The following is a 16,895-nucleotide window of genomic DNA, read 5'->3' on the forward strand; positions in this document are numbered from 1 at the left end:
CTCAGCCGCGGATCTTCGCGGTTACTGCGGCGACGGCGTCTTCGGCGGGGATTTCCTCGGCTTCGCCGGTGAAGCGGTTGCGTAGTTCGACCTTGCCGTCGGCCCAGCCGCGGCCGATCACCAGGATCCAGGGCATGCCGAGCAGTTCGGCGTCCTTGAACTTGACGCCGGGTGAGGCGGTGCGGTCGTCGAAGAGGACCTCGAGGCCCTGTTTGTCGAGGCCGGCGACGACCTGCTCGGCGCCTTCGCGGGCGGCGGCGTCCTTGTTGGCGATGACGACGTGCACGTCGAAGGGGGCGATCTCGGCGGGCCAGCGCAGGCCCTTGTCGTCGTGCTGCTGTTCGGCGATCACCGCGACCAGCCGGGACACGCCGACACCGTAGGAGCCCATGGTGAGCCGGACCGGCTTGCCGTTCTCGCCGAGCACGTCGACATCGAAGGCATCGGTGTACTTGCGGCCGAGCTGGAAGATGTGGCCGATCTCGATACCGCGGGCCGCCACCAGCACACCGGCGCCGTCGGGCGAGGGATCGCCGTCGCGGACCTCGGCGGCCTCGATGGTGCCGTCGGGGGTGAAGTCGCGACCGGCCACCAGGCCGATCACGTGCTTGCCCTGGGTGTCGGCGCCGGTGATCCACGCGGTGCCCGCGACCACGCGCGGATCGACCAGGTAGCGAACACCGTTGGCCTGCAGCGCCTTCGGGCCGATGTAGCCCTTCACCAGGAAGGGGTTGGCGGCGAAGTCGGCGTCGGTGAGCAGTTCCACCTCGGCGGGTTCGACGGAGGCCTCGAGGCGCTTGTCGTCGACCTCGCGGTCACCGGGCAGGCCGATGCCGAGGATCTCGGTCTTGCCGTCGGGGTGGCGCAGCTTGACCATCACGTTCTTGAGCGTGTCGGCCGCGGTGACGGTGCGGTCGAGCACCTTCGCCGCGTTGGCCCAGTCGACCAGGGTCGCGATGGTGGGGGTGTTCGGGGTGTCGTGCTCGACCGCGGCGGGCAGGCCGTCGATCGGCAGAGCCGGGGGCGCGGGAGTGACCACGGCCTCGACATTGGCCGCGTAGCCGGACTCCACGCAGCGCACGTAGGTGTCCTCGCCGACCGGGCTCTCGGCCAGGAATTCCTCGGAGGCGCTGCCGCCCATGGCACCGGAGGTGGCGGCCACGATCACGTACTGCACGCCGAGACGCTCGAAGATGCGCTGGTAGGCCGCGCGGTGGGTGGCGTAGCTGGTGGCCAGGCCGTCGTCGTCGAGGTCGAAGGAGTAGGAGTCCTTCATGACGAACTCGCGCCCGCGCAGGATGCCGGCGCGGGGACGTTCCTCGTCGCGGTACTTGGCCTGGATCTGGTAGAGCGTGACCGGCAGATCCTTGTAGGAGTTGTACTCACCCTTGACGGTGAGCGCGAACAGTTCCTCGTGGGTGGGGCCGAGCAGGTAGTCGCCGCCCTTGCGGTCCTGCAGGCGGAACAGGGCGTCGCCGTATTCGGTCCACCGGTTGGTGGTCTCGTAGGGCTCGCGCGGCAGCAGCGCGGGCAGGGAGATCTCCTGGGCGCCGGTGGCGTCCATCTCCTGGCGCACCACGTCCTCGATCCGGCGCAGCGTGCGCAGACCCAGCGGCAGCCACGAGTACACGCCGGGGGCGACGCGGCGGACGTAGCCGGCGCGAACGAGCAGTTTGTGGCTGGGCACCTCGGCGTCGGCGGGATCGTCTCGCAGGGTGCGCAGGAACAGGCGGGAGAGGCGGGTGATCACGGATGCACAGCGTAGTCCCTGGTCCGGACGGGCTCACAACGGATTACCATCCCACCGCCCGGCCCGCCCATCTCCGCAACCGAAATGACACTGGAATACCCAATTGACACTGCGCTCAATCGTAGATTACGAAATCATCATGGTCTTTGCCCGATCGAATACTCTCGGCATAGGTTGCACGGTGCGTCCAATTCGCGTTGGCACCGAATAAGCAGTTGACCTGCTGATACCGCTACACCCTTGCGAGAGGTCCGATATGACCGTCACGAAATCCTTCCCCCGACGTTGCCTCACGGTGCTCACCGGTGCCGTTCTGGTGAGCGCCGCCATGGCAGGCTGCACCAAGACCGAAACCACCGAGCCCGGCGACCTGCTCCAGTCGCTGCGCGAAAAAGGCGTCGTCACCGTGGGTTTCGCCGGCGAGGCACCGTACTCGTTCGAGGCGGACGGCTTGCTCACCGGGGCCACCGTCGCCCTGCATCGGGAGATCTTCGGCAATCTCGGCATCGAGACCGTCGACGGCGTGCAGACCGAATTCGGCGCGCTGATCCCCGGCCTGCAAGCACGGCGATTCGACGCGGTGAGCGCCGGAATGTCGATCCTGCCCAAGCGCTGTGAGCAAGCCTCGTTCAGCGAACCGGAATTCATGTACACCACCGCGCTCATGGTGAAACCCGGTAATCCGCTGAACCTCACCGATATGCAATCCGTCCAGGCCAGCGGCGCGAAAATGGCCGCGATGACCGGTGCCATCGAATCGGACTACGCGGCGGCCCTCGGCATCGACGCCACGCTGGTCGGCACCCCACAGGACGGGATGGACGCAGTCACGTCCGGCCGCGCCGATGTGTTCGCGCTCACCGCGATCTCGCTGAACTGGCTGAAGGACCACAACCCGGACACGGCGGTCGAGGTGACCGACTCGTTCGTGGCGGTGATCGACGGCAAGCCGCAGATCGGCGCGGGTGGCACGGTGTTCCGGACCAGCGACCCGGAGCTGCTCGCCGCCTACAACACCGAGCTGAAGAAGATCACCTCCGACAAGGAGAAGTACCTGTCCATCGTCGGGGAGTTCGGCTTCACCGAACGCGAGCTGCCCGACCCGGAGTACACCACCGCCAAGCTGTGCGAGGGCGAGATCTGATCCACGCATGAGCAATCTCGACGCGTTCCTCGATGCCCTCCCCGCCCTGTGGGAGGGCATCGTGGTGACGCTGGAACTCACGGTCGGCGGCGCGCTGCTCGCGTTCGTCCTGGCGTTGGTGCTCGGCACGACGGTGCGGGTGCGCAATCTCGCCGCGCGCGGCAGCGCCCGCGTGCTGATCGAATTCTTCCGCGGCACCTCACTGCTGGTGCAGATCTTCTGGCTGTTCTATGTGCTGCCGCTGCTCGGCTACAAGCTGGACCCGGTGTTCTGCGGGATCCTGGCGCTGGGCCTGAACTACGGCGCCTACGGTGCCGAGGTGGTGCGCGGGGCGCTCAACGCGGTGCCGCGCGCGCAGTTCGAGGCGGCGGTCGCGCTGAGTTTCAGTCCGTGGCAACGGATGCGGCGGGTGCTGTTCCCGCAGGCGTGGGCGCTGATGCTGCCGTCGCTCACCAATCTGCTGGTCCACCTGCTCAAAGGCACTGCGTTGGCCTCCTACATCACCCTGCACGATCTCACCTATGAGATCGGCCAGCTGCGCACGACCACCAGCGACACGCTGTTCTCCTTCGGCATCGGTTTGGTGATCTACTTCGTGCTCGCCTATCTGCTCACCTTGGGGATGAACCTGCTCGAAACCCGTGCCAAGACCAAGCTCGGCCGCGGCGCCTCCCTCAAAGAGGTGCTGAGCCTGGCGCCCGACGAGACGAAGGCGGCGCCATGACCGTGCAATGGAGCTGGGAACGGGCCCGCGAGGCACTGCCGGTGCTGTGGGACGGGTTCCAGATCACCCTGCTGGCGACGCTGCTGGGCTTCGCGCTCGCGGCGGTGCTCGGGTTGATCATCGCGATGATCCGGCAGTCGATGCCGCGCTGGATCGCGGCACCGGTGCACGCGGTCAGCGAGTTCGTCCGGCTGACGCCGCTGGTGGTGCAGCTGTTGTTCGCCTACACGCTGCTCACCCAGTTCTCGGCGCTGCAGATCGGTGTCGTGGTGCTTGGCATCCACTATTCGAGCTATCTCGCCGAGGTGTACCGGGCCGGGATCGAGTCGGTGCCGAAGGGCCAGTGGGAGGCGGCCAGGGCGTTGTCGTTGCCGCCGCTGCGCACCTGGCGCGCGGTGGTGCTGCCGCAGGCGATCCGGGCCAGCCTGCCTGCGCTGGGTACCAACGCGGTCTCGATGTTCAAGGACACCCCGTTCCTGTTCGCCATCTCGGTCGTCGAATTGGTGACCGCCGCACAGCAGTTCGGGGCACGCAACTTCGCCTACCTGGAGGCGATCACGCTGGCCGGGGTGTTCTTCCTGGTCGCCAGCTACCCGACCGCCGTGCTGATCAGAAGACTGGAGAAGCGACTTGCCTACTACTGACGAGATGATCCGATTCGATCAGGTGGTCAAACGCTTCGGCGAGCTCACCGTGCTCGACCACCTCGATTTCAGTGTCCGCCGCGGCGAGAAGGTGACCTTGATCGGGCCGTCGGGCTCGGGCAAGACCACCATCCTGCGGCTGCTGATGACCCTGGAGAAGATCAGCGACGGCGTGATCTGGGTCGGCGGCCAACCGCTCACCCACACCGAACGCCACGGAAAGCTGGTGCCCGCCACGGAGAAACAGCTGCGCGCCGCGCGCACCAAGATCGGCATGGTGTTCCAGCAGTTCAACCTGTTCCCGAACATGACGGTGCTGGAGAACATCACCGAGGCACCGATCCACGTGCTCGGCAAATCCAAGGACGAAGCCCGCAAGCGCGCCCGGCATCTCCTGGATGTGGTCGGCCTGGCCGACAAGGCGGACGCGCATCCCTCCCAGCTCTCCGGCGGGCAGCAGCAGCGGGTGGCGATCGCGCGCTGCTGTGCGATGGATCCCAAGGTCATGCTGCTCGACGAGGTGACCTCGGCGCTGGACCCGGAGCTGGTCGGTGACGTCCTCGACGTGCTGCGCACCATCGCCGAAACCACCGACATCACCATGCTGATCGTCACCCACGAGATGCGGTTCGCCCGCGAGGTGTCGGATCGGGTGCTGATGTTCGACCGGGGCCGCATCATCGAACAGGGGCCACCCGAGCAGATCTTCGAGGCCCCGACCAACGAGCGGACCCGCAAGTTCCTCGAAGCCGTGCGCTGACCCGCGCCGACACGGCGGAAGGCGGCGCACTAGCGTTGACGCTCGTGCTGGTGCTGCTGCCTCCCTCCGAAACCAAGTCCGACGGCGGATCGGGCGCGCCCCTCGAACTGGCCGATCTGGCGATGCCGCAGCTCACCGCGGTACGCGACAAGCTGGTCACCGAGGTGGTGCAGCTGGCCGCCGACCCGGCGGCCACCGCGACGGTGCTCGGCCTGGGCAAGAGCGCCGATGCCGAGGTCGCCCGCAATGCCGCGCTGCGCACCTCCCCCACCCGGCCCGCGCTGGAGCGCTACACCGGTGTCCTCTACGACGCGCTCGACGCCGCGTCGTTCACCAAGGCGCAGCGGGCCAAGGCCTACGCGCGTCTGGGCATCGGTTCGGCGCTGTTCGGCGCGATCCGGGCCGGTGACGCGATTCCGGCCTACCGGCTCTCCGGTGGATCCAAGCTGCCCGGTCTGCCGACCTTGTCGGCGCTGTGGCGTGAGGTGCTGCCCGATGCCCTCTACGCCGAGGCCGCGGGCGAGCTCGTCGTCGATCTGCGTTCGGGCACCTATCAGCAGCTCGGCCGGGTGCCCGGCGCGGTCACCGCCAATGTGCTCACCGAGCATGCCGACGGTTCACGCACCGTGGTCAGCCATTTCAACAAGCATCACAAGGGGCTGCTGGCGCGCGCCCTGGTGCTCACCCGCGCCGAACCGGCCGATATCCGGGCGGTGGCGCGGGTGGCGAACAAGGCGGGGTTGCGCACCGAGATCGCCTCGCCCACCGAACTTCTCATCATCACCTAGGCGGGCAGGCCGGTCAGGGCGCGGGCGAGACCAGTTGCAGCAGGTTGCCGCAGGTGTCGTCGCAGACCGCGGTGACGACCGGGCCGGTGGCCAGCGGTGCTTGGGTGAAGACCACCCCGCGATCGAGCAGCCGGCGGTATTCGGCCTCGACGTCGTCGACGGCGAAGGACATCACCGGGATGCCGTCGGCGCTCAGTGCGGTCTTGTACGCCTTCGCGGCCGGATGCTGGTCGGGTTCGAGCAGCAGTTGGGTGCCCTCGACGTCGGCGGGTGAGACCAGCGTCAGCCAGAAGTACTCGCCGAGGGGCACCTTGTCCTCGAGCTGGAAGCCGAGTACGTCGACGTAGAAGGCCAGGGCCTTGTCCTGGTCGTCGACGAAGACGCTGGTCACACCGATGCGGATCATGTGTCCTCCTGAGGTATCGGCCATCGCCGCCCGATCTCGCCCAGTGGCGTGAAATCGGCGTGATGGAACTTGTATCGACCTGCCCGGCGGGTGCGGACCAGCCCGGCGTCCTCGAGCACACCCAGGTGCTGGGTGATCGCCTGCCGGGACGAACTGATGCCGTATTTGCTGACCAGCCTGGCACACAGTTCGAACAGGGTCTGCCCGTCCCGGTCGGCGAGTTCGTCGAGCAGTGCGCGCCGGGTCGGGTCGGCCAGCGCGGCGAAGATGTCGGTCACGGCTGGTCCTCCCGTCTGCTTCGACAATAGGCAAGTGGTGACTTGCCTGTCAAGGTTGGCCACCCTTGTCAGTGGCCGGGTACGCCGATAGCGTTGGGCCCCATGGTGTCCTGGGGTGCGCTGCTGTCGTTCGCGGGTCTGGCCTTCCTGATGGTCGCCGTGCCGGGACCCAGCGTGTTGTTCACGATCAGCCGCGCGCTCACCACAGGGCGGCGCTCGGCACTGCTGACCGTGGTCGGCAACTCGGTGGGGATATACGTGCAGGTCGTCGCGGTGGCGTTCGGGCTCGGCGCGGTCGTCGTCGCCTCGTCGACGGCGTTCACCGCGATCAAGGTTGTCGGCGCGGCCTATCTGATCTATCTCGGCGTCCAGGCGATCCGGCATCGCGGAGCGCTGCGGGCCTCGTTCCACGCCGAGGCGCCGGCGGGTACCCGCGGTGCCGCGGCGGTGGTGCGGGACGGTTTCGTGGTCGGGTTCGCCAACCCCAAATCCATCGTGTTCCTGGCGGCGCTGCTGCCGCAGTTCGTCGACCCCGCCGCGGGCTCGGTGCAGCGGCAGATGCTGATCCTCGGCCTGTGCATCCCGATCTTCGGCTTGATCCTCGACTCGCTGTGGGCGCTGGCCGCCGGGTCGGCGCGATCCTGGTTCGCGCGTTCGCCGCGGCGCCTCGCCGTGGTCGGCGGCACCGGCGGACTGGTCATGATCGGCATGGGCGCCTCCCTCGCGCTGACCGGGCGCAAAGACTGAATGGTCAGGCAGTCGCCGCCGTGAGGTCGGCGAGTTCGGCGGCCAGATTGGCGCGGGCGCGCTGTTCGTAGCGGTCGTGGGCGAGCGCGGTGCGGTAGAGGCGGGGCTGGCGGGCCAGATTGCGCAGCACCGAGGCGCGGCCAGCGCGGAACAGATCGTCGGGGACGTGGGAGTACTCCGCGCGCACGGCCACCGCGTAAGCGGCGTACGCCTCGGGCGTGCCGCCGAGGACGACGAGGTCGGCGTCGCAGAGCACCGCGCCGTTCGCGTCGCCCGCCTCGGGATCGTGGCCCCGGGTCAGCACCACCAGCCGGACCACCTCGCCCACCAGTGCCGGTGTGGCGCCGAGAGATTCGAGGATATCGCGGCCCAGGTCGGCGCTGCGCTCTTCGTTGTCGGCGCGGTCGACGGCGTAGATCGCGTCATGGAAGAACGCCGCGTACCGGACCGCGGTGATATCGCTTGCGGCGGCCGACAATTCGTCGATCGCTTCGAGCATCGCACCCAGATGCGTACCGGTGTGATAGCGGCGGTGCGGTTCGGCGTAACGGGCGATGATCCCGGCGCCGATGGGCGCGGTATCCGCACCCGCCAGGGCGGTCCAGCGGTCCAGCAGATCCAGCGACGGCAACGACATACGATCCAGTGTCGGCATCGCGCCGGACCGCGGCAACCCCCTTGTCCTGGTGTCACCGGCGGGCCCGCGCGTCGATGCGGCGGCAGGTGGCCACGAAAGCCGTTGCCGGGTCACGGAATCCGCGTACAGGACCGGCGACGTCGAATGGCGGAATGCGCGGGTGTCGTCACGTGTTCTGCAGAAGCGTGACCGATACCGCAGTGCTCTCCGACGAATTGAAGGCCTACCTCGACGACGAACGGGTCTATGCCACCGTCGCCACCCTGGGCGCCAACGGGCACCCCCATCTCACCGTGGTCTGGATCAAACGCGAGGGCGAGGACCTGGTGTTCTCCACCACCGTCGCGCGCCGGCAGGCCAAGAACCTGGCCAGGGACCCGCGGATCACCGTGATGGTGAACCCGCCGGATCGCCCGTTCCTCTACGCCGAGATCCGGGGCACCGCGACCACCACGCCCGATCCGGAGCGCGCGCTCCCCGACGAGATGTCGCTGAAGTACACCGGCAAGCCCTACCGCGAGTTCAACCCGGCATCCGAACACGACGCCGAACGGGTCGTCGTGCGGGTCACCCCGCGCAAAGTCGCCGGCCGCCTCTGAGCCACACGGCCCGGCGGGGTCAGCTCCTCTGGGCCTCCTCCTGGGCGTGCTGGGCCTGCACCAGCTGCTGCGGGGTGAACCGCAGCGTCAGCGCGACCAGGCCGGCCAGCACGGCGAGCCCGGCGCAGACCAGCAGCACCAGGGTGTAGCCGCTGTTGAGCGCGTCGATCTGGGCCGGCGTCATATCGGCGGCCTTGCCGTCGGTGCCGCCCAGCGACAGTGTGCGCGAGGCCGCGATCGGGCTGAGCAGGCCGATCGCGATCGGGGTCGCGAGGTTCATGAACATCTGACCGACCGCCGAGAGCGGGCCGATGTTCGACGGCGGCACACCGACCAGGACACACAGCGGGGCGAGCACCATCGCCACCCCGACACCGAAGCCGATCACCAGCAGCAGCGGCAGCAGTGTCGACAGGTACTCCACGTGACTGTCCAGGGTCGACCCGAACAGCAGTCCCGCCGCCAGCACCGACGTGGCACCGGCCAGCAGCCAGCGTGGCGCGACGGCCAGCGCCGCCTTGGACGCCAGCGCACCGCCGACACCGATACCGATGGTGAACGGGATGGAGGCGATACCGGCCTGCAGCGGGCTGTAGCCGAGCACGTTCTGCAGCAGCTGGGCGACGAAGAAGGTCATCGCGCCGAGCACGGCACCGGCCAGGAAGATCAGCGCGAAGGTGGCGACCCGGTCGCGGGTGTCGAACAACGACCACGGCAGCAGCGGATCGGACTCGCGGCGCTCGGTGAGCACGAAGACGATCAGCAGCGCGAAACCACCGAGCAGCGACCCGAGGATCACCGGGCTGGTCCAGCCCATCGCCGGTCCCTCGGTCGCGCCGAACACGATGGTCGCGCAGGCCAGCGTGCCCAGGATCGCGCCCTTGATGTCGAGCGGGGTGCGGTGGTGGGCGGTGTCGGACAGTTTGTAGACCGCGCCGAGCACGATCAGCGCGCCGATCGGCACATTGATCAGGAAGATCCAGCGCCAGGAGAACTCGGTGAGCGCGCCGCCGACGACCAGGCCACCGACCGAGCCGATCCCGGCCATCGAACCGACGATCGCGATCGCCTGGTTGCGGGCCGGACCGGGCGCGAACGTCGTCGCGACCAGCGCGAACGCGGTCGGCGCCGCGATGGCGGCACCGGCGCCCTGGAAGGCGCGCGAGATCAGCAGCATCGCCTCACCGGTGGCCAGACCACACGCCAGGGAGGCGGCGGTGAACAGCCCGACACCGTAGATGAGCATCCGTTTGCGGCCGAACGCGTCACCGAGACGACCGCCGAGCAGCATCAGACCCGCGAAGGTGAGGCCATAGGAGGTCACCGTCCACGCGCTGCCCGAACTGGACAGCCCCATCTCCTCCTGCAGCCGCGGCAGCGCGAAGATCACGACGGTGCCGTCGAGCACGACCATGAGCTGCAAGCCGCTCAGTACGAGGATGGCGAGGCCGAAGGCCCGCTTCGTCACCGGATACTGCATCGTCGCAGCGGGTTTATCGAGCACAGCGAGGCAGTGTAGTTGGCCGGGGAAGCTAGTCGAGGCCGAAGCCCGCCGTCGGGCCGATGACGATGATCGCCGGCGGGCGGATGCCCTCGGACTTGACCGCCGCCGCCACCGTGCCCAGATCCGCGCGCACCACCCGCTGGGTGCGCAGGGTGCCCTCCTGGATGATCGCCGCCGGCGTCTCGGCCGCCCGGCCACCGTCGAGCAGCGCGGCCGCGAACTTGTCGATCCGCTCGACCGCCATCATCAGCACCAGGGTGCCGCGCAGTTTGGCCAGCGCGGGCCAGTCGACCAGGGAGTCCGGGTGATCGGGCGCCACGTGCCCGCTGACCACGACGAACTCGTGGGTGACGCCGCGATGGGTCACCGGGATACCGGCCGCGCCGGGCACCGAGATGGGGCTGGTGATGCCGGGCACCACCGTCACCGGGATACCCGCCTCGGCGCAGGCCTCGAGTTCCTCGTAGCCGCGGCCGAACACGTACGGATCGCCGCCCTTGAGCCGGACGACGAACTTGCCGGCCTTCGCGCCATCGACGAGCGCCTGGTTGATCGCCTCCTGCGCCATGGACCGGCCGTAGGGGATCTTGGCGGCGTCGATCACCTCGACGTGCGGGCCGAGTTCGGCGAGCAGTTCCGGCGGGGCCAGCCGGTCGGCGACCACCAGGTCGGCGCGGGCGAGCAGCCTGCGGCCGCGCACGGTGATCAGGTCGGGATCGCCGGGACCGCCGCCGACCAGGGCGACGCCCGGGGTCACCGGTTCGGAATCGTCGGTGACCACCCCGGATTGCAGCGCCTCGAGCAGTCCGTTGCGCACCGCGGCCGAGCGGCGGTGCGCGCCGCCGGCCAGCACACCGAGGGTCAGTCCGTCGTAGCGGGCGGTGGCCGGGGTGACCGCGGTTCCGTCGCGGGCGATGTCGGCGCGCACGCAGAACACCCGCTTGGCGCTGGCCTCGGCGACGACGGCGGCATTGGTCGCTGGTTCGTCGGTGCACGCCATCGCGTACCAGGCCTCGTCCAGGTCGCCGTCGGCGTATTCGCGCAGTTCGACACTGATCTGGCCCGCGGTGGCCATCCCCTCGACCGCGGGTGTCACCGCCCGGCTGATCACGTGCACATCCGCGCCCGCGGCCACGAGCAGACCCAACCGGCGCTGGGCGACGGTCCCGCCGCCGACCACGACCACTCTGCGTCCACGCAGATCGAGCCCGACCAGGTAGTTCGGGTCGCCGGCGGGCGGGGTCGCTGCGGTGTCAGAGGTGTTCGGCACAGTCGCTCAGCCTAGTTGCTGTGCCACCGACGACCGAACGCACCCGCCGCCGCGGACCGACGCGGCCGACGGTGACGCCCGCCGGGCTCCGAACACAGCCACCGCGACCAGACGAAGACAGCCACCGTGGCACCCACCATGCTCCGAACCACCCCGCCGCGGCTGGACGGGCACGCCCGGGGTCGCCGGGCTCCGAACGCAACCACCGTCTGCACCATTGGCCCAGCCGCGTTCGCCGGGACCGGGGTCGGGACGAGCCGGGCCCAGGCGCGGGCGAGGGCTCCCCTGTCCACCGGGTCTGGCGATCGCTCGCTCAGCCGATGTAGGGCCGGTCCTGCACCCAGTGGAATCCGGTGCCGCGCAACGGGAAACTGGCCAGGTCCAGGCGCGTGAGGGCGATCGTCACCGCGCGACCGTCGAGTTCGCCGCGCAAGAGCAGCTGATCGGTGTCCGGCCGCTCGGTGGTGAATGTCGCGTAGGGAGCGGGGTTCTGGCCGGGCTCGGTGGGCGCGAGCATCAAGGCCATCGTGTGGGCGGCCGGGTCGACGGTGGCCAGCGCGGGCACGATCGTGTCGTCCATGCGCTGGTAGCCCGCCGAGCCGACGTCGACGACCAGCCGCTGCCAGCGCGTCGGATCGGTCGTCAGCGGCGGCAGCGGCGCGCCGTCGACGGTGAACGCGGTGACGTCCCAGATGCCGTAGAGCTCGGGTTTCGGTGCGCCGCCGCCGTATTCGTTCCAGCTCCGGATCCCGATGTACACGCATCCGGTCACGACCCACAGCGCCAGCACGAGCTGCGCCACGCCCGCCCAGCGGTTCGCGCGGGCCGAGGTGAACAACGGTGGCTGGGTCATCGGCTCCGAGGCGCGTTGCAGTACCAGCACATTCGCCAGCCGGCGCGCCTGCGGCACCAGCAGCACCAGGCTCATCAGCAGCAGATGGCCGGACAGCAGCTTCACCGGCACGCCGAAGGTCATGTTCAGCAGGAACACCTGGGCCATGCTGATCACGCTCAGCATGGCGCCCAGGGTGGCGGTGCGCGGCCAGAACAGCAGCAACCCGGCCACCACCTCGGCCAGCCCCAGCGACATCTGATACACCGGCGACGAGCCGACCTGGGTCCACAGCATCGCCATCGGGCTGAGATCGCCGACGCGGGTGAGCAGCGTGGTCAGCGCGGGCTCGGGCATCTGGGTGGGAATGAGCTTGGCGAAACCGTAGAACAGCATCTGCCCGCCGACCGCCAGCCGCAGCCCGGTCAGCGCCCAGCTGCCCAGCCGCGGATAGGCGCGCCTGCGCCGGTCCAGCACCGACCACACGAGCGTGACCACCAGCGCGGCCACCAGCACCAGGCCGAGCTGGATCCAGATCGCGGCCAGGTCGCCGCTACCGGTCAGCACGACCTCGGCGCGCACCCCGAATACGTGCTCGCCGATCCAGCGGCTCACCGGTGCCAGCGCGAGGATCTGCCAGGCGACGGCGTCCTCGGGCATCCACTCGACCAGCAGACCGACGAAAACGAACGTTATCTGCGCCATCCACAGACAGAACAGGCCCAGATAGGCCACCGTGAAGCGGAATGCGAGCAGTGTGGCCGGACGCCAGCTCGGCGCCGGTGGCGGTGGATCCGCCAGATCGTCGTGCACGTGTTCCGCGGTCGCCGTCGTCACCGGTGCCTCCCCGTCGAGATCGATTGTCACCGAAGCTAATCGGTGGCATCCTGGAGCGCCTCGGGGGAATCACCCATTTTCGCAGTGTCAACCCTGAATCTCACTCACCGACGCCTGGCTTACATTCCGGCCGGTCTTCCGGTACGCCGGTATCGAAACGCGTTCCATCTCGCCGACAGGGGTATCTCACATATGTCCGACGATCCGGACCTCACCGCGCAGCAGTCGCTCACGGTCACCGAGCGCGATCTCGACGAGCTCGCCGAGCAGCTGTCGCAGTGGCTGTCCGGCAAGGTCGGTGCGGACGCGCCGCCGAAGGTCAGCAACCTCGGCAAACCGTCCACCGGCGGCATGTCGAGTACCACCATCCTGTTCGACGCCGAATGGGCTGTCGGCGGTGTCGTCGACGGCGGGTCCTTCGTCGCGCGGATGGCGCCCGAGGACGAGTCGTTCCCGGTGTTCCAGTCCTACGACCTGCCCTTGCAGCACCAGGTGATGTCGGGTGTGGCCGCGGCCTCGGAGGTCGCGGTGCCGCCGCTGCGCTGGCTCGAGCTCGACGAGTCGGTGTTCGGCACCCAGTTCTTCGTGATGGAGAAGGTCGAGGGCCGGGTGCCCGCCGACAATCCGCCGTACGTGTTCTTCGGCTGGATGTTCGACGCGACCGTCGCCGAGCGCGCGCTGGTCGCCGACGCGACCGTCGAGACCATCGCGCGGGTGCACGCGATCGACAACCCCGCCGCGCGTTTCCCGCTGCTCGACGGCGAAGGCTCCGCGCTGCGCAGGCATTTCCAGGCCCAGCGCGACTGGTACGCCTGGGCGTTGACCGACGACGGTGTGCGGATCCCGCTGATCGAGCGCACCTTCGACTGGCTCGAGGCACACTGGCCCGCCGAGACCGACGCCGAGGTGCTCAATTGGGGCGACGCGCGCCCCGGCAACATCCTGTTCGACGGCTTCACTCCCGCGGCGGTGCTGGACTGGGAGATGGCCACCCTGGGCCCGCGCGAGCTGGACCTGGGCTGGGTGATCTTCATCCACCGCTTCTTCCAGGACATCGCCACCCGGTTCGACCAGCCCGGCCTGCCCGACTTCCTGCGCAAGGACGCGGTCGTCGCGAAATACGAAGAGCTGACCGGACATACGGTCACCGACCTGGACTTCTACATCATCTACGCGGCGCTGCGGCACGCGATCGTGATGGCCCGGATCAAGCGCCGGATGATCCACTTCGGCGAGGACACCGTGCCCGCCGACCTCGACGACTACGTGATGCACCGCCTCAGCCTCGAGGCGTTGCTCGACGGCACCTACGAGTGGGACTGAAGGAGCACCAGATGAGCGTCATGCCCGTCCCCCTGGACGAATACCCGGTCCATCAGACCCCGCTGTCGCTGGCCAGGGTGGCCACCAGCGACCGCAACTTCTACGACCGCTACTACTTCAACGCCTTCGACCCCGCCGGTGACACCATGCTCATCACCGGGTTCGGCGTGTACCCGAACCTGGGTGTGGTCGACGCGTTCGCGACCGTGCGCCACGGCGAGTCCCAGCGCGCGGTGCGTTTCTCCGACGCGCTGACCTCGCGCGATCTGACCACCGCGGTCGGCGGATACCGGATCGAGGTGATCGAGCCGCTACAGAAACTCCGGGTGGTGTGCGAGCACGAGGATCTCGGTTTCGACCTCACCTGGACCGGCGCGCAGCCCGCGGTGCAGGAGCAGCCGCATCTGATCCTGTCGGGCACCCGCCCGATCATCGAGGCCTCCCGCTTCGCCCAATTGGGTTCCTGGGCAGGCACACTCGCCGTCGACGGTCGCGACTACACCGTCGACCCGGCGGTGTGGACCGGCAGCCGCGACCGTTCCTGGGGCATCCGCCCCTCGGGTGAGCCGGAGCCCGCGGGCCGTCCGGCCGACGGCATGGGCGGGTTCTGGTGGCTGTACGCGCCGCTGCGTTTCCCGGAGTTCTCCATCGTGGTGATCGTGCAGGAGGAACCCGACGGCACCCGCACGCTCAACAACGCGGTCCGCATCTGGAACGACGGCCGCAAGGAACAGCTGGGCTGGCCGCGCATGCACTGGACCTACGAGCCGGGCACCCGGCATCCGAAGTCGCTGCGCCTGGACCTGACCACCCCCGACGGCAAGCCCCTCGAAGTGGAGATCGAGTCCCGGCCCGGCATCGCACTGCACGTCGGCTGCGGCTACGGCGCCGACCCGGACTGGACGCACGGCCGCTGGATGGGCCCGAACTGGTCGCTGTCGAGTTCCTACGACCTCACCGACCCCGCGATCATCGGCCGCACCCCCTACGGCGTGATCGACCACATCGGCTACGCCCGCTGCGACGACGCCGAGGGCTGGGGCCTGTTCGAACACGCCTCGATGGGCCGCCACGACCCCACCGGTTTCGCCGACTGGTCCTCGGTCGCCGACTGACGGACCACGAAACAGCCGCCGCGACAACGGGGTCGCGGCGGCTGTCCGGGCCATGGGGCTACTCCGCGCTGCCCGCACTCGAGCCGGTCAGCAGAACGTCGAGGAGCGTGGGGCACGGCTCGGGGGAGCAGGATCCGTCAAGGGGGATCTCGACGGAGCCGAGGTCGATCGCAGGGTACGACGCCACGTCGGCCGGTGCGGCCGAAGCCGCGCCCGCCAGGACCAACTGGGTAGGTGCGACAACTGCGGCGGCGACTGCGGCGGTGGCGAGAATGCGTTTCATAGGTACCTCTCGGAGCTCGGTTCAGCCCTGCGAATGCTAGTGGGAGTGGCAGCGTTGACAAGCCCAGAATTCCCGGGGCCGGCGCGGGGGGCCGCGATCGCACTGATCCCAGCGCTCGCCCGCCCCGCCGGTGACACCATGCTTCGCGGAAAGAACGGTGCCGCCGCGACAACGAGGTCGCGGCGGCACCGATTCCCTGCTCGCCGAGGGCCGTATCGTCAACCGGCCGTGGCGAAGTCGGCCAGCAGCGACGGCACGGCGGCGTCGAATCCGGCCACGTCGAGCATGCCGGCGTCGTCCGGGTCGGCGATGCTGAACTTCGTCGCCGTCATCCCGACCACCACCAGCTTGGCGCGCGGGTTCACCGCACGGCGGTAGCGGGCCAGCGCCTGGTGCGGGTGCATCGACCCCGCCCAGGTCTCGTTGTCGGTCCAGATCGAGAACACGTCGACCTCGATGCCCTTGTCCAGCGCGTGCAGGATGGGCAGCGAGCAGTCGGTGCCACCGAACGGCAGACCCGACACCGCCCGCACGGCGTCGTCGAGCCGCTGACGCGGTGAAATCGGCAGCTCGGTGAGCCCGCGGGCCCCTCGCCAGCCCTTACCCACCGAGGTGAACCCGACGATCTGGTGCCGCGGCTCGATGCGTGCGGTGACCAGCGCGAGCGCGGCCGAGGCCTCGCGTGCGCTGAGCGGCAGCCCAGAGATCGCGCTCATCATCGACCCGGAGACGTCCAGCGCCAGCAGGTGCCGCAGCCCGGTCGGCTCGACCGTGTCGAAGGCGGCGTAGAACGCGGCATCGAGGGCGTCCACGACCGGGGCCGAGGGCGTCCAGGTGCCTGCACCCCGGGCCGAACGCCCGCTCGCGTAGGTGCGCTGGGCGATCAGTACCGCGACCGGGTGCACGCGGGCCTTGCGCAGCCGGTCCGGGTCGGTCAGCTGCGCGCAGATCGCGGCCGTGCGCGGGCCGAGCGGGTCGAGCAGACCCAGCCGCGTGAGCCGGGGCAGCTGACGCAGCAGTGCCGTCTGCGGAAGGCCGTTGTCCAGCAATGCTTCCCACACCGGGGCCGAGTTCAGCGCGGCGTCCGGCAGCATCTCCCAGCTCAGCCGGTAGGTGCGGACCAGCTCCGGCACCTGGTCGACCGGTGCGTTCTGCGCGCGCTGGAAACCCTCGACGAGGGCGAGCCCGTCCAGCGCCGGGGTGCGGCCACAGATCCAGTCGAACAGGCGGCTGCGCTCGTCCTCGGTGGTCGCC

18 protein-coding genes are annotated in these 16,895 nt (G+C 69.2%); 9 read left to right on the top strand and 9 right to left on the bottom strand.

All coding sequences use genetic code 11. From position 1 onward, the window contains the following. Window position 1 precedes the first annotated feature (1 nt). Complete coding sequence (locus ACFXK0_RS18320) at window positions 2-1,750, bottom strand: proline--tRNA ligase (RefSeq protein ID WP_379411584.1); 1,749 nt, start codon at window positions 1,748-1,750, stop codon at window positions 2-4. A gap of 328 nt (window positions 1,751-2,078) precedes the next feature. Here ACFXK0_RS18320 and ehuB point away from each other — a divergent pair, with 328 nt between their 5' ends. From ehuB to yaaA, 5 genes are read left to right on the top strand one after another with little or no spacing between them, the layout of a single operon-like run. After that, window positions 2,079-2,894, top strand: coding sequence for an ectoine/hydroxyectoine ABC transporter substrate-binding protein EhuB (ehuB, locus tag ACFXK0_RS18325; protein ID WP_379411611.1), 816 nt, complete (start codon window positions 2,079-2,081; stop codon window positions 2,892-2,894). 7 nt (window positions 2,895-2,901) lie between these two features. Continuing rightward, a complete protein-coding gene (ehuC, locus tag ACFXK0_RS18330) occupies window positions 2,902-3,618 on the top strand; it encodes an ectoine/hydroxyectoine ABC transporter permease subunit EhuC (RefSeq protein WP_379411585.1) in 717 nt (238 codons plus the stop codon). Further along, window positions 3,615-4,262, top strand: a complete 648-nt coding sequence (gene ehuD, locus ACFXK0_RS18335) for an ectoine/hydroxyectoine ABC transporter permease subunit EhuD (RefSeq protein WP_379411586.1) — start codon at window positions 3,615-3,617, stop codon at window positions 4,260-4,262. The genes ehuC and ehuD overlap by 4 nt, the downstream gene beginning before the upstream one ends. Before the next feature lie 4 nt (window positions 4,263-4,266). Then, on the top strand, window positions 4,267-5,022 hold the full coding sequence (ehuA, locus tag ACFXK0_RS18340) for an ectoine/hydroxyectoine ABC transporter ATP-binding protein EhuA (protein ID WP_379411587.1): 756 nt from the start codon (window positions 4,267-4,269) through the stop codon (window positions 5,020-5,022). 44 nt (window positions 5,023-5,066) lie between these two features. Next, the gene (gene yaaA / locus ACFXK0_RS18345; protein WP_379411612.1) at window positions 5,067-5,810 is read left to right on the top strand and encodes a peroxide stress protein YaaA; all 744 of its coding nucleotides are present in this window, start codon (window positions 5,067-5,069) and stop codon (window positions 5,808-5,810) included. A 13-nt stretch (window positions 5,811-5,823) separates the two neighbouring features. Here yaaA and ACFXK0_RS18350 read toward each other — a convergent pair whose 3' ends face one another. Continuing rightward, the gene (locus tag ACFXK0_RS18350) at window positions 5,824-6,213 is read right to left on the bottom strand and encodes a VOC family protein (RefSeq protein ID WP_379411613.1); all 390 of its coding nucleotides are present in this window, start codon (window positions 6,211-6,213) and stop codon (window positions 5,824-5,826) included. Continuing rightward, entirely contained in the window at window positions 6,213-6,494 is a 282-nt protein-coding gene (locus ACFXK0_RS18355; protein WP_379411588.1) for an ArsR/SmtB family transcription factor, read from the bottom strand. The genes ACFXK0_RS18350 and ACFXK0_RS18355 overlap by 1 nt, the downstream gene beginning before the upstream one ends. 102 nt (window positions 6,495-6,596) lie before the next feature. Between ACFXK0_RS18355 and ACFXK0_RS18360 the strand changes: the two genes are divergently transcribed. Continuing rightward, entirely contained in the window at window positions 6,597-7,241 is a 645-nt protein-coding gene (locus tag ACFXK0_RS18360) for a LysE family translocator (RefSeq protein ID WP_379411589.1), read from the top strand. 4 nt (window positions 7,242-7,245) lie between these two features. Here the strand turns inward: ACFXK0_RS18360 and ACFXK0_RS18365 are convergent, their stop codons facing one another. Continuing rightward, entirely contained in the window at window positions 7,246-7,878 is a 633-nt protein-coding gene (locus ACFXK0_RS18365) for a metal-dependent phosphohydrolase (RefSeq protein WP_379411590.1), read from the bottom strand. A 185-nt stretch (window positions 7,879-8,063) separates the two neighbouring features. Between ACFXK0_RS18365 and ACFXK0_RS18370 the strand changes: the two genes are divergently transcribed. Beyond that, window positions 8,064-8,477 carry a PPOX class F420-dependent oxidoreductase gene (locus ACFXK0_RS18370; protein WP_379411591.1) on the top strand — a complete coding sequence of 138 codons (414 nt, stop codon included), beginning with the start codon at window positions 8,064-8,066 and terminating at the stop codon, window positions 8,475-8,477. A 19-nt stretch (window positions 8,478-8,496) separates the two neighbouring features. On the opposite strand, the gene ACFXK0_RS18375 is transcribed toward ACFXK0_RS18370, so the two are convergent. From ACFXK0_RS18375 to ACFXK0_RS18385, 3 genes are all read right to left on the bottom strand, one after another. Next, window positions 8,497-9,957 carry an MFS transporter gene (locus ACFXK0_RS18375; protein ID WP_379411614.1) on the bottom strand — a complete coding sequence of 487 codons (1,461 nt, stop codon included), beginning with the start codon at window positions 9,955-9,957 and terminating at the stop codon, window positions 8,497-8,499. Between the two features lie 52 nt (window positions 9,958-10,009). After that, window positions 10,010-11,251: a uroporphyrinogen-III C-methyltransferase gene (gene cobA / locus ACFXK0_RS18380; RefSeq protein ID WP_379411592.1), complete on the bottom strand. Its 1,242-nt coding sequence runs from the start codon at window positions 11,249-11,251 to the stop codon at window positions 10,010-10,012. A 313-nt stretch (window positions 11,252-11,564) separates the two neighbouring features. Beyond that, window positions 11,565-12,920, bottom strand: a complete 1,356-nt coding sequence (locus ACFXK0_RS18385; RefSeq protein ID WP_379411593.1) for a DoxX family protein — start codon at window positions 12,918-12,920, stop codon at window positions 11,565-11,567. Window positions 12,921-13,112: 192 nt separating this feature from the next. On the opposite strand from ACFXK0_RS18385, the gene ACFXK0_RS18390 reads away from it, so the two are divergent. Together ACFXK0_RS18390 and ACFXK0_RS18395 are read left to right on the top strand one after the other, a co-directional pair. Then, the gene (locus tag ACFXK0_RS18390) at window positions 13,113-14,243 is read left to right on the top strand and encodes a phosphotransferase family protein (protein ID WP_379411594.1); all 1,131 of its coding nucleotides are present in this window, start codon (window positions 13,113-13,115) and stop codon (window positions 14,241-14,243) included. 20 nt (window positions 14,244-14,263) lie between these two features. Continuing rightward, window positions 14,264-15,358 carry a hypothetical protein gene (locus ACFXK0_RS18395; RefSeq protein ID WP_379411615.1) on the top strand — a complete coding sequence of 365 codons (1,095 nt, stop codon included), beginning with the start codon at window positions 14,264-14,266 and terminating at the stop codon, window positions 15,356-15,358. Between the two features lie 58 nt (window positions 15,359-15,416). Here ACFXK0_RS18395 and ACFXK0_RS18400 read toward each other — a convergent pair whose 3' ends face one another. Both ACFXK0_RS18400 and ACFXK0_RS18405 read right to left on the bottom strand, forming a co-directional pair. Then, on the bottom strand, window positions 15,417-15,641 hold the full coding sequence (locus tag ACFXK0_RS18400) for a hypothetical protein (protein ID WP_379411595.1): 225 nt from the start codon (window positions 15,639-15,641) through the stop codon (window positions 15,417-15,419). 218 nt (window positions 15,642-15,859) lie between these two features. Next, a partial coding sequence (locus ACFXK0_RS18405; protein ID WP_379411596.1) for a TROVE domain-containing protein occupies window positions 15,860-16,895 on the bottom strand: 1,036 nt, incomplete at its 5' end.

The sequence above is a fragment of the Nocardia sp. NPDC059177 genome (assembly GCF_042755165.1).
Lineage (GTDB): Bacteria > Actinomycetota > Actinomycetes > Mycobacteriales > Mycobacteriaceae > Nocardia.

Bases quoted from the DNA above. Each gene is read 5' to 3' on its own strand.
- ehuB (WP_379411611.1), top strand. From the start codon at position 2,079: ATGGCAGGCTGCACCAAGACCGAAACCACCGAGCCCGGCGACCTGCTC.
- ehuC (WP_379411585.1), top strand. From the start codon at position 2,902: ATGAGCAATCTCGACGCGTTCCTCGATGCCCTCCCCGCCCTGTGGGAG.
- ehuD (WP_379411586.1), top strand. From the start codon at position 3,615: ATGACCGTGCAATGGAGCTGGGAACGGGCCCGCGAGGCACTGCCGGTG.
- ehuA (WP_379411587.1), top strand. From the start codon at position 4,267: ATGATCCGATTCGATCAGGTGGTCAAACGCTTCGGCGAGCTCACCGTG.
- ACFXK0_RS18360 (WP_379411589.1), top strand. From the start codon at position 6,597: ATGGTGTCCTGGGGTGCGCTGCTGTCGTTCGCGGGTCTGGCCTTCCTG.
- ACFXK0_RS18365 (WP_379411590.1), bottom strand. From the start codon at position 7,878: ATGTCGTTGCCGTCGCTGGATCTGCTGGACCGCTGGACCGCCCTGGCG.
- ACFXK0_RS18375 (WP_379411614.1), bottom strand. From the start codon at position 9,957: ATGCAGTATCCGGTGACGAAGCGGGCCTTCGGCCTCGCCATCCTCGTA.
- ACFXK0_RS18390 (WP_379411594.1), top strand. From the start codon at position 13,113: ATGTCCGACGATCCGGACCTCACCGCGCAGCAGTCGCTCACGGTCACC.
- ACFXK0_RS18395 (WP_379411615.1), top strand. From the start codon at position 14,264: ATGCCCGTCCCCCTGGACGAATACCCGGTCCATCAGACCCCGCTGTCG.
- ACFXK0_RS18400 (WP_379411595.1), bottom strand. From the start codon at position 15,641: ATGAAACGCATTCTCGCCACCGCCGCAGTCGCCGCCGCAGTTGTCGCA.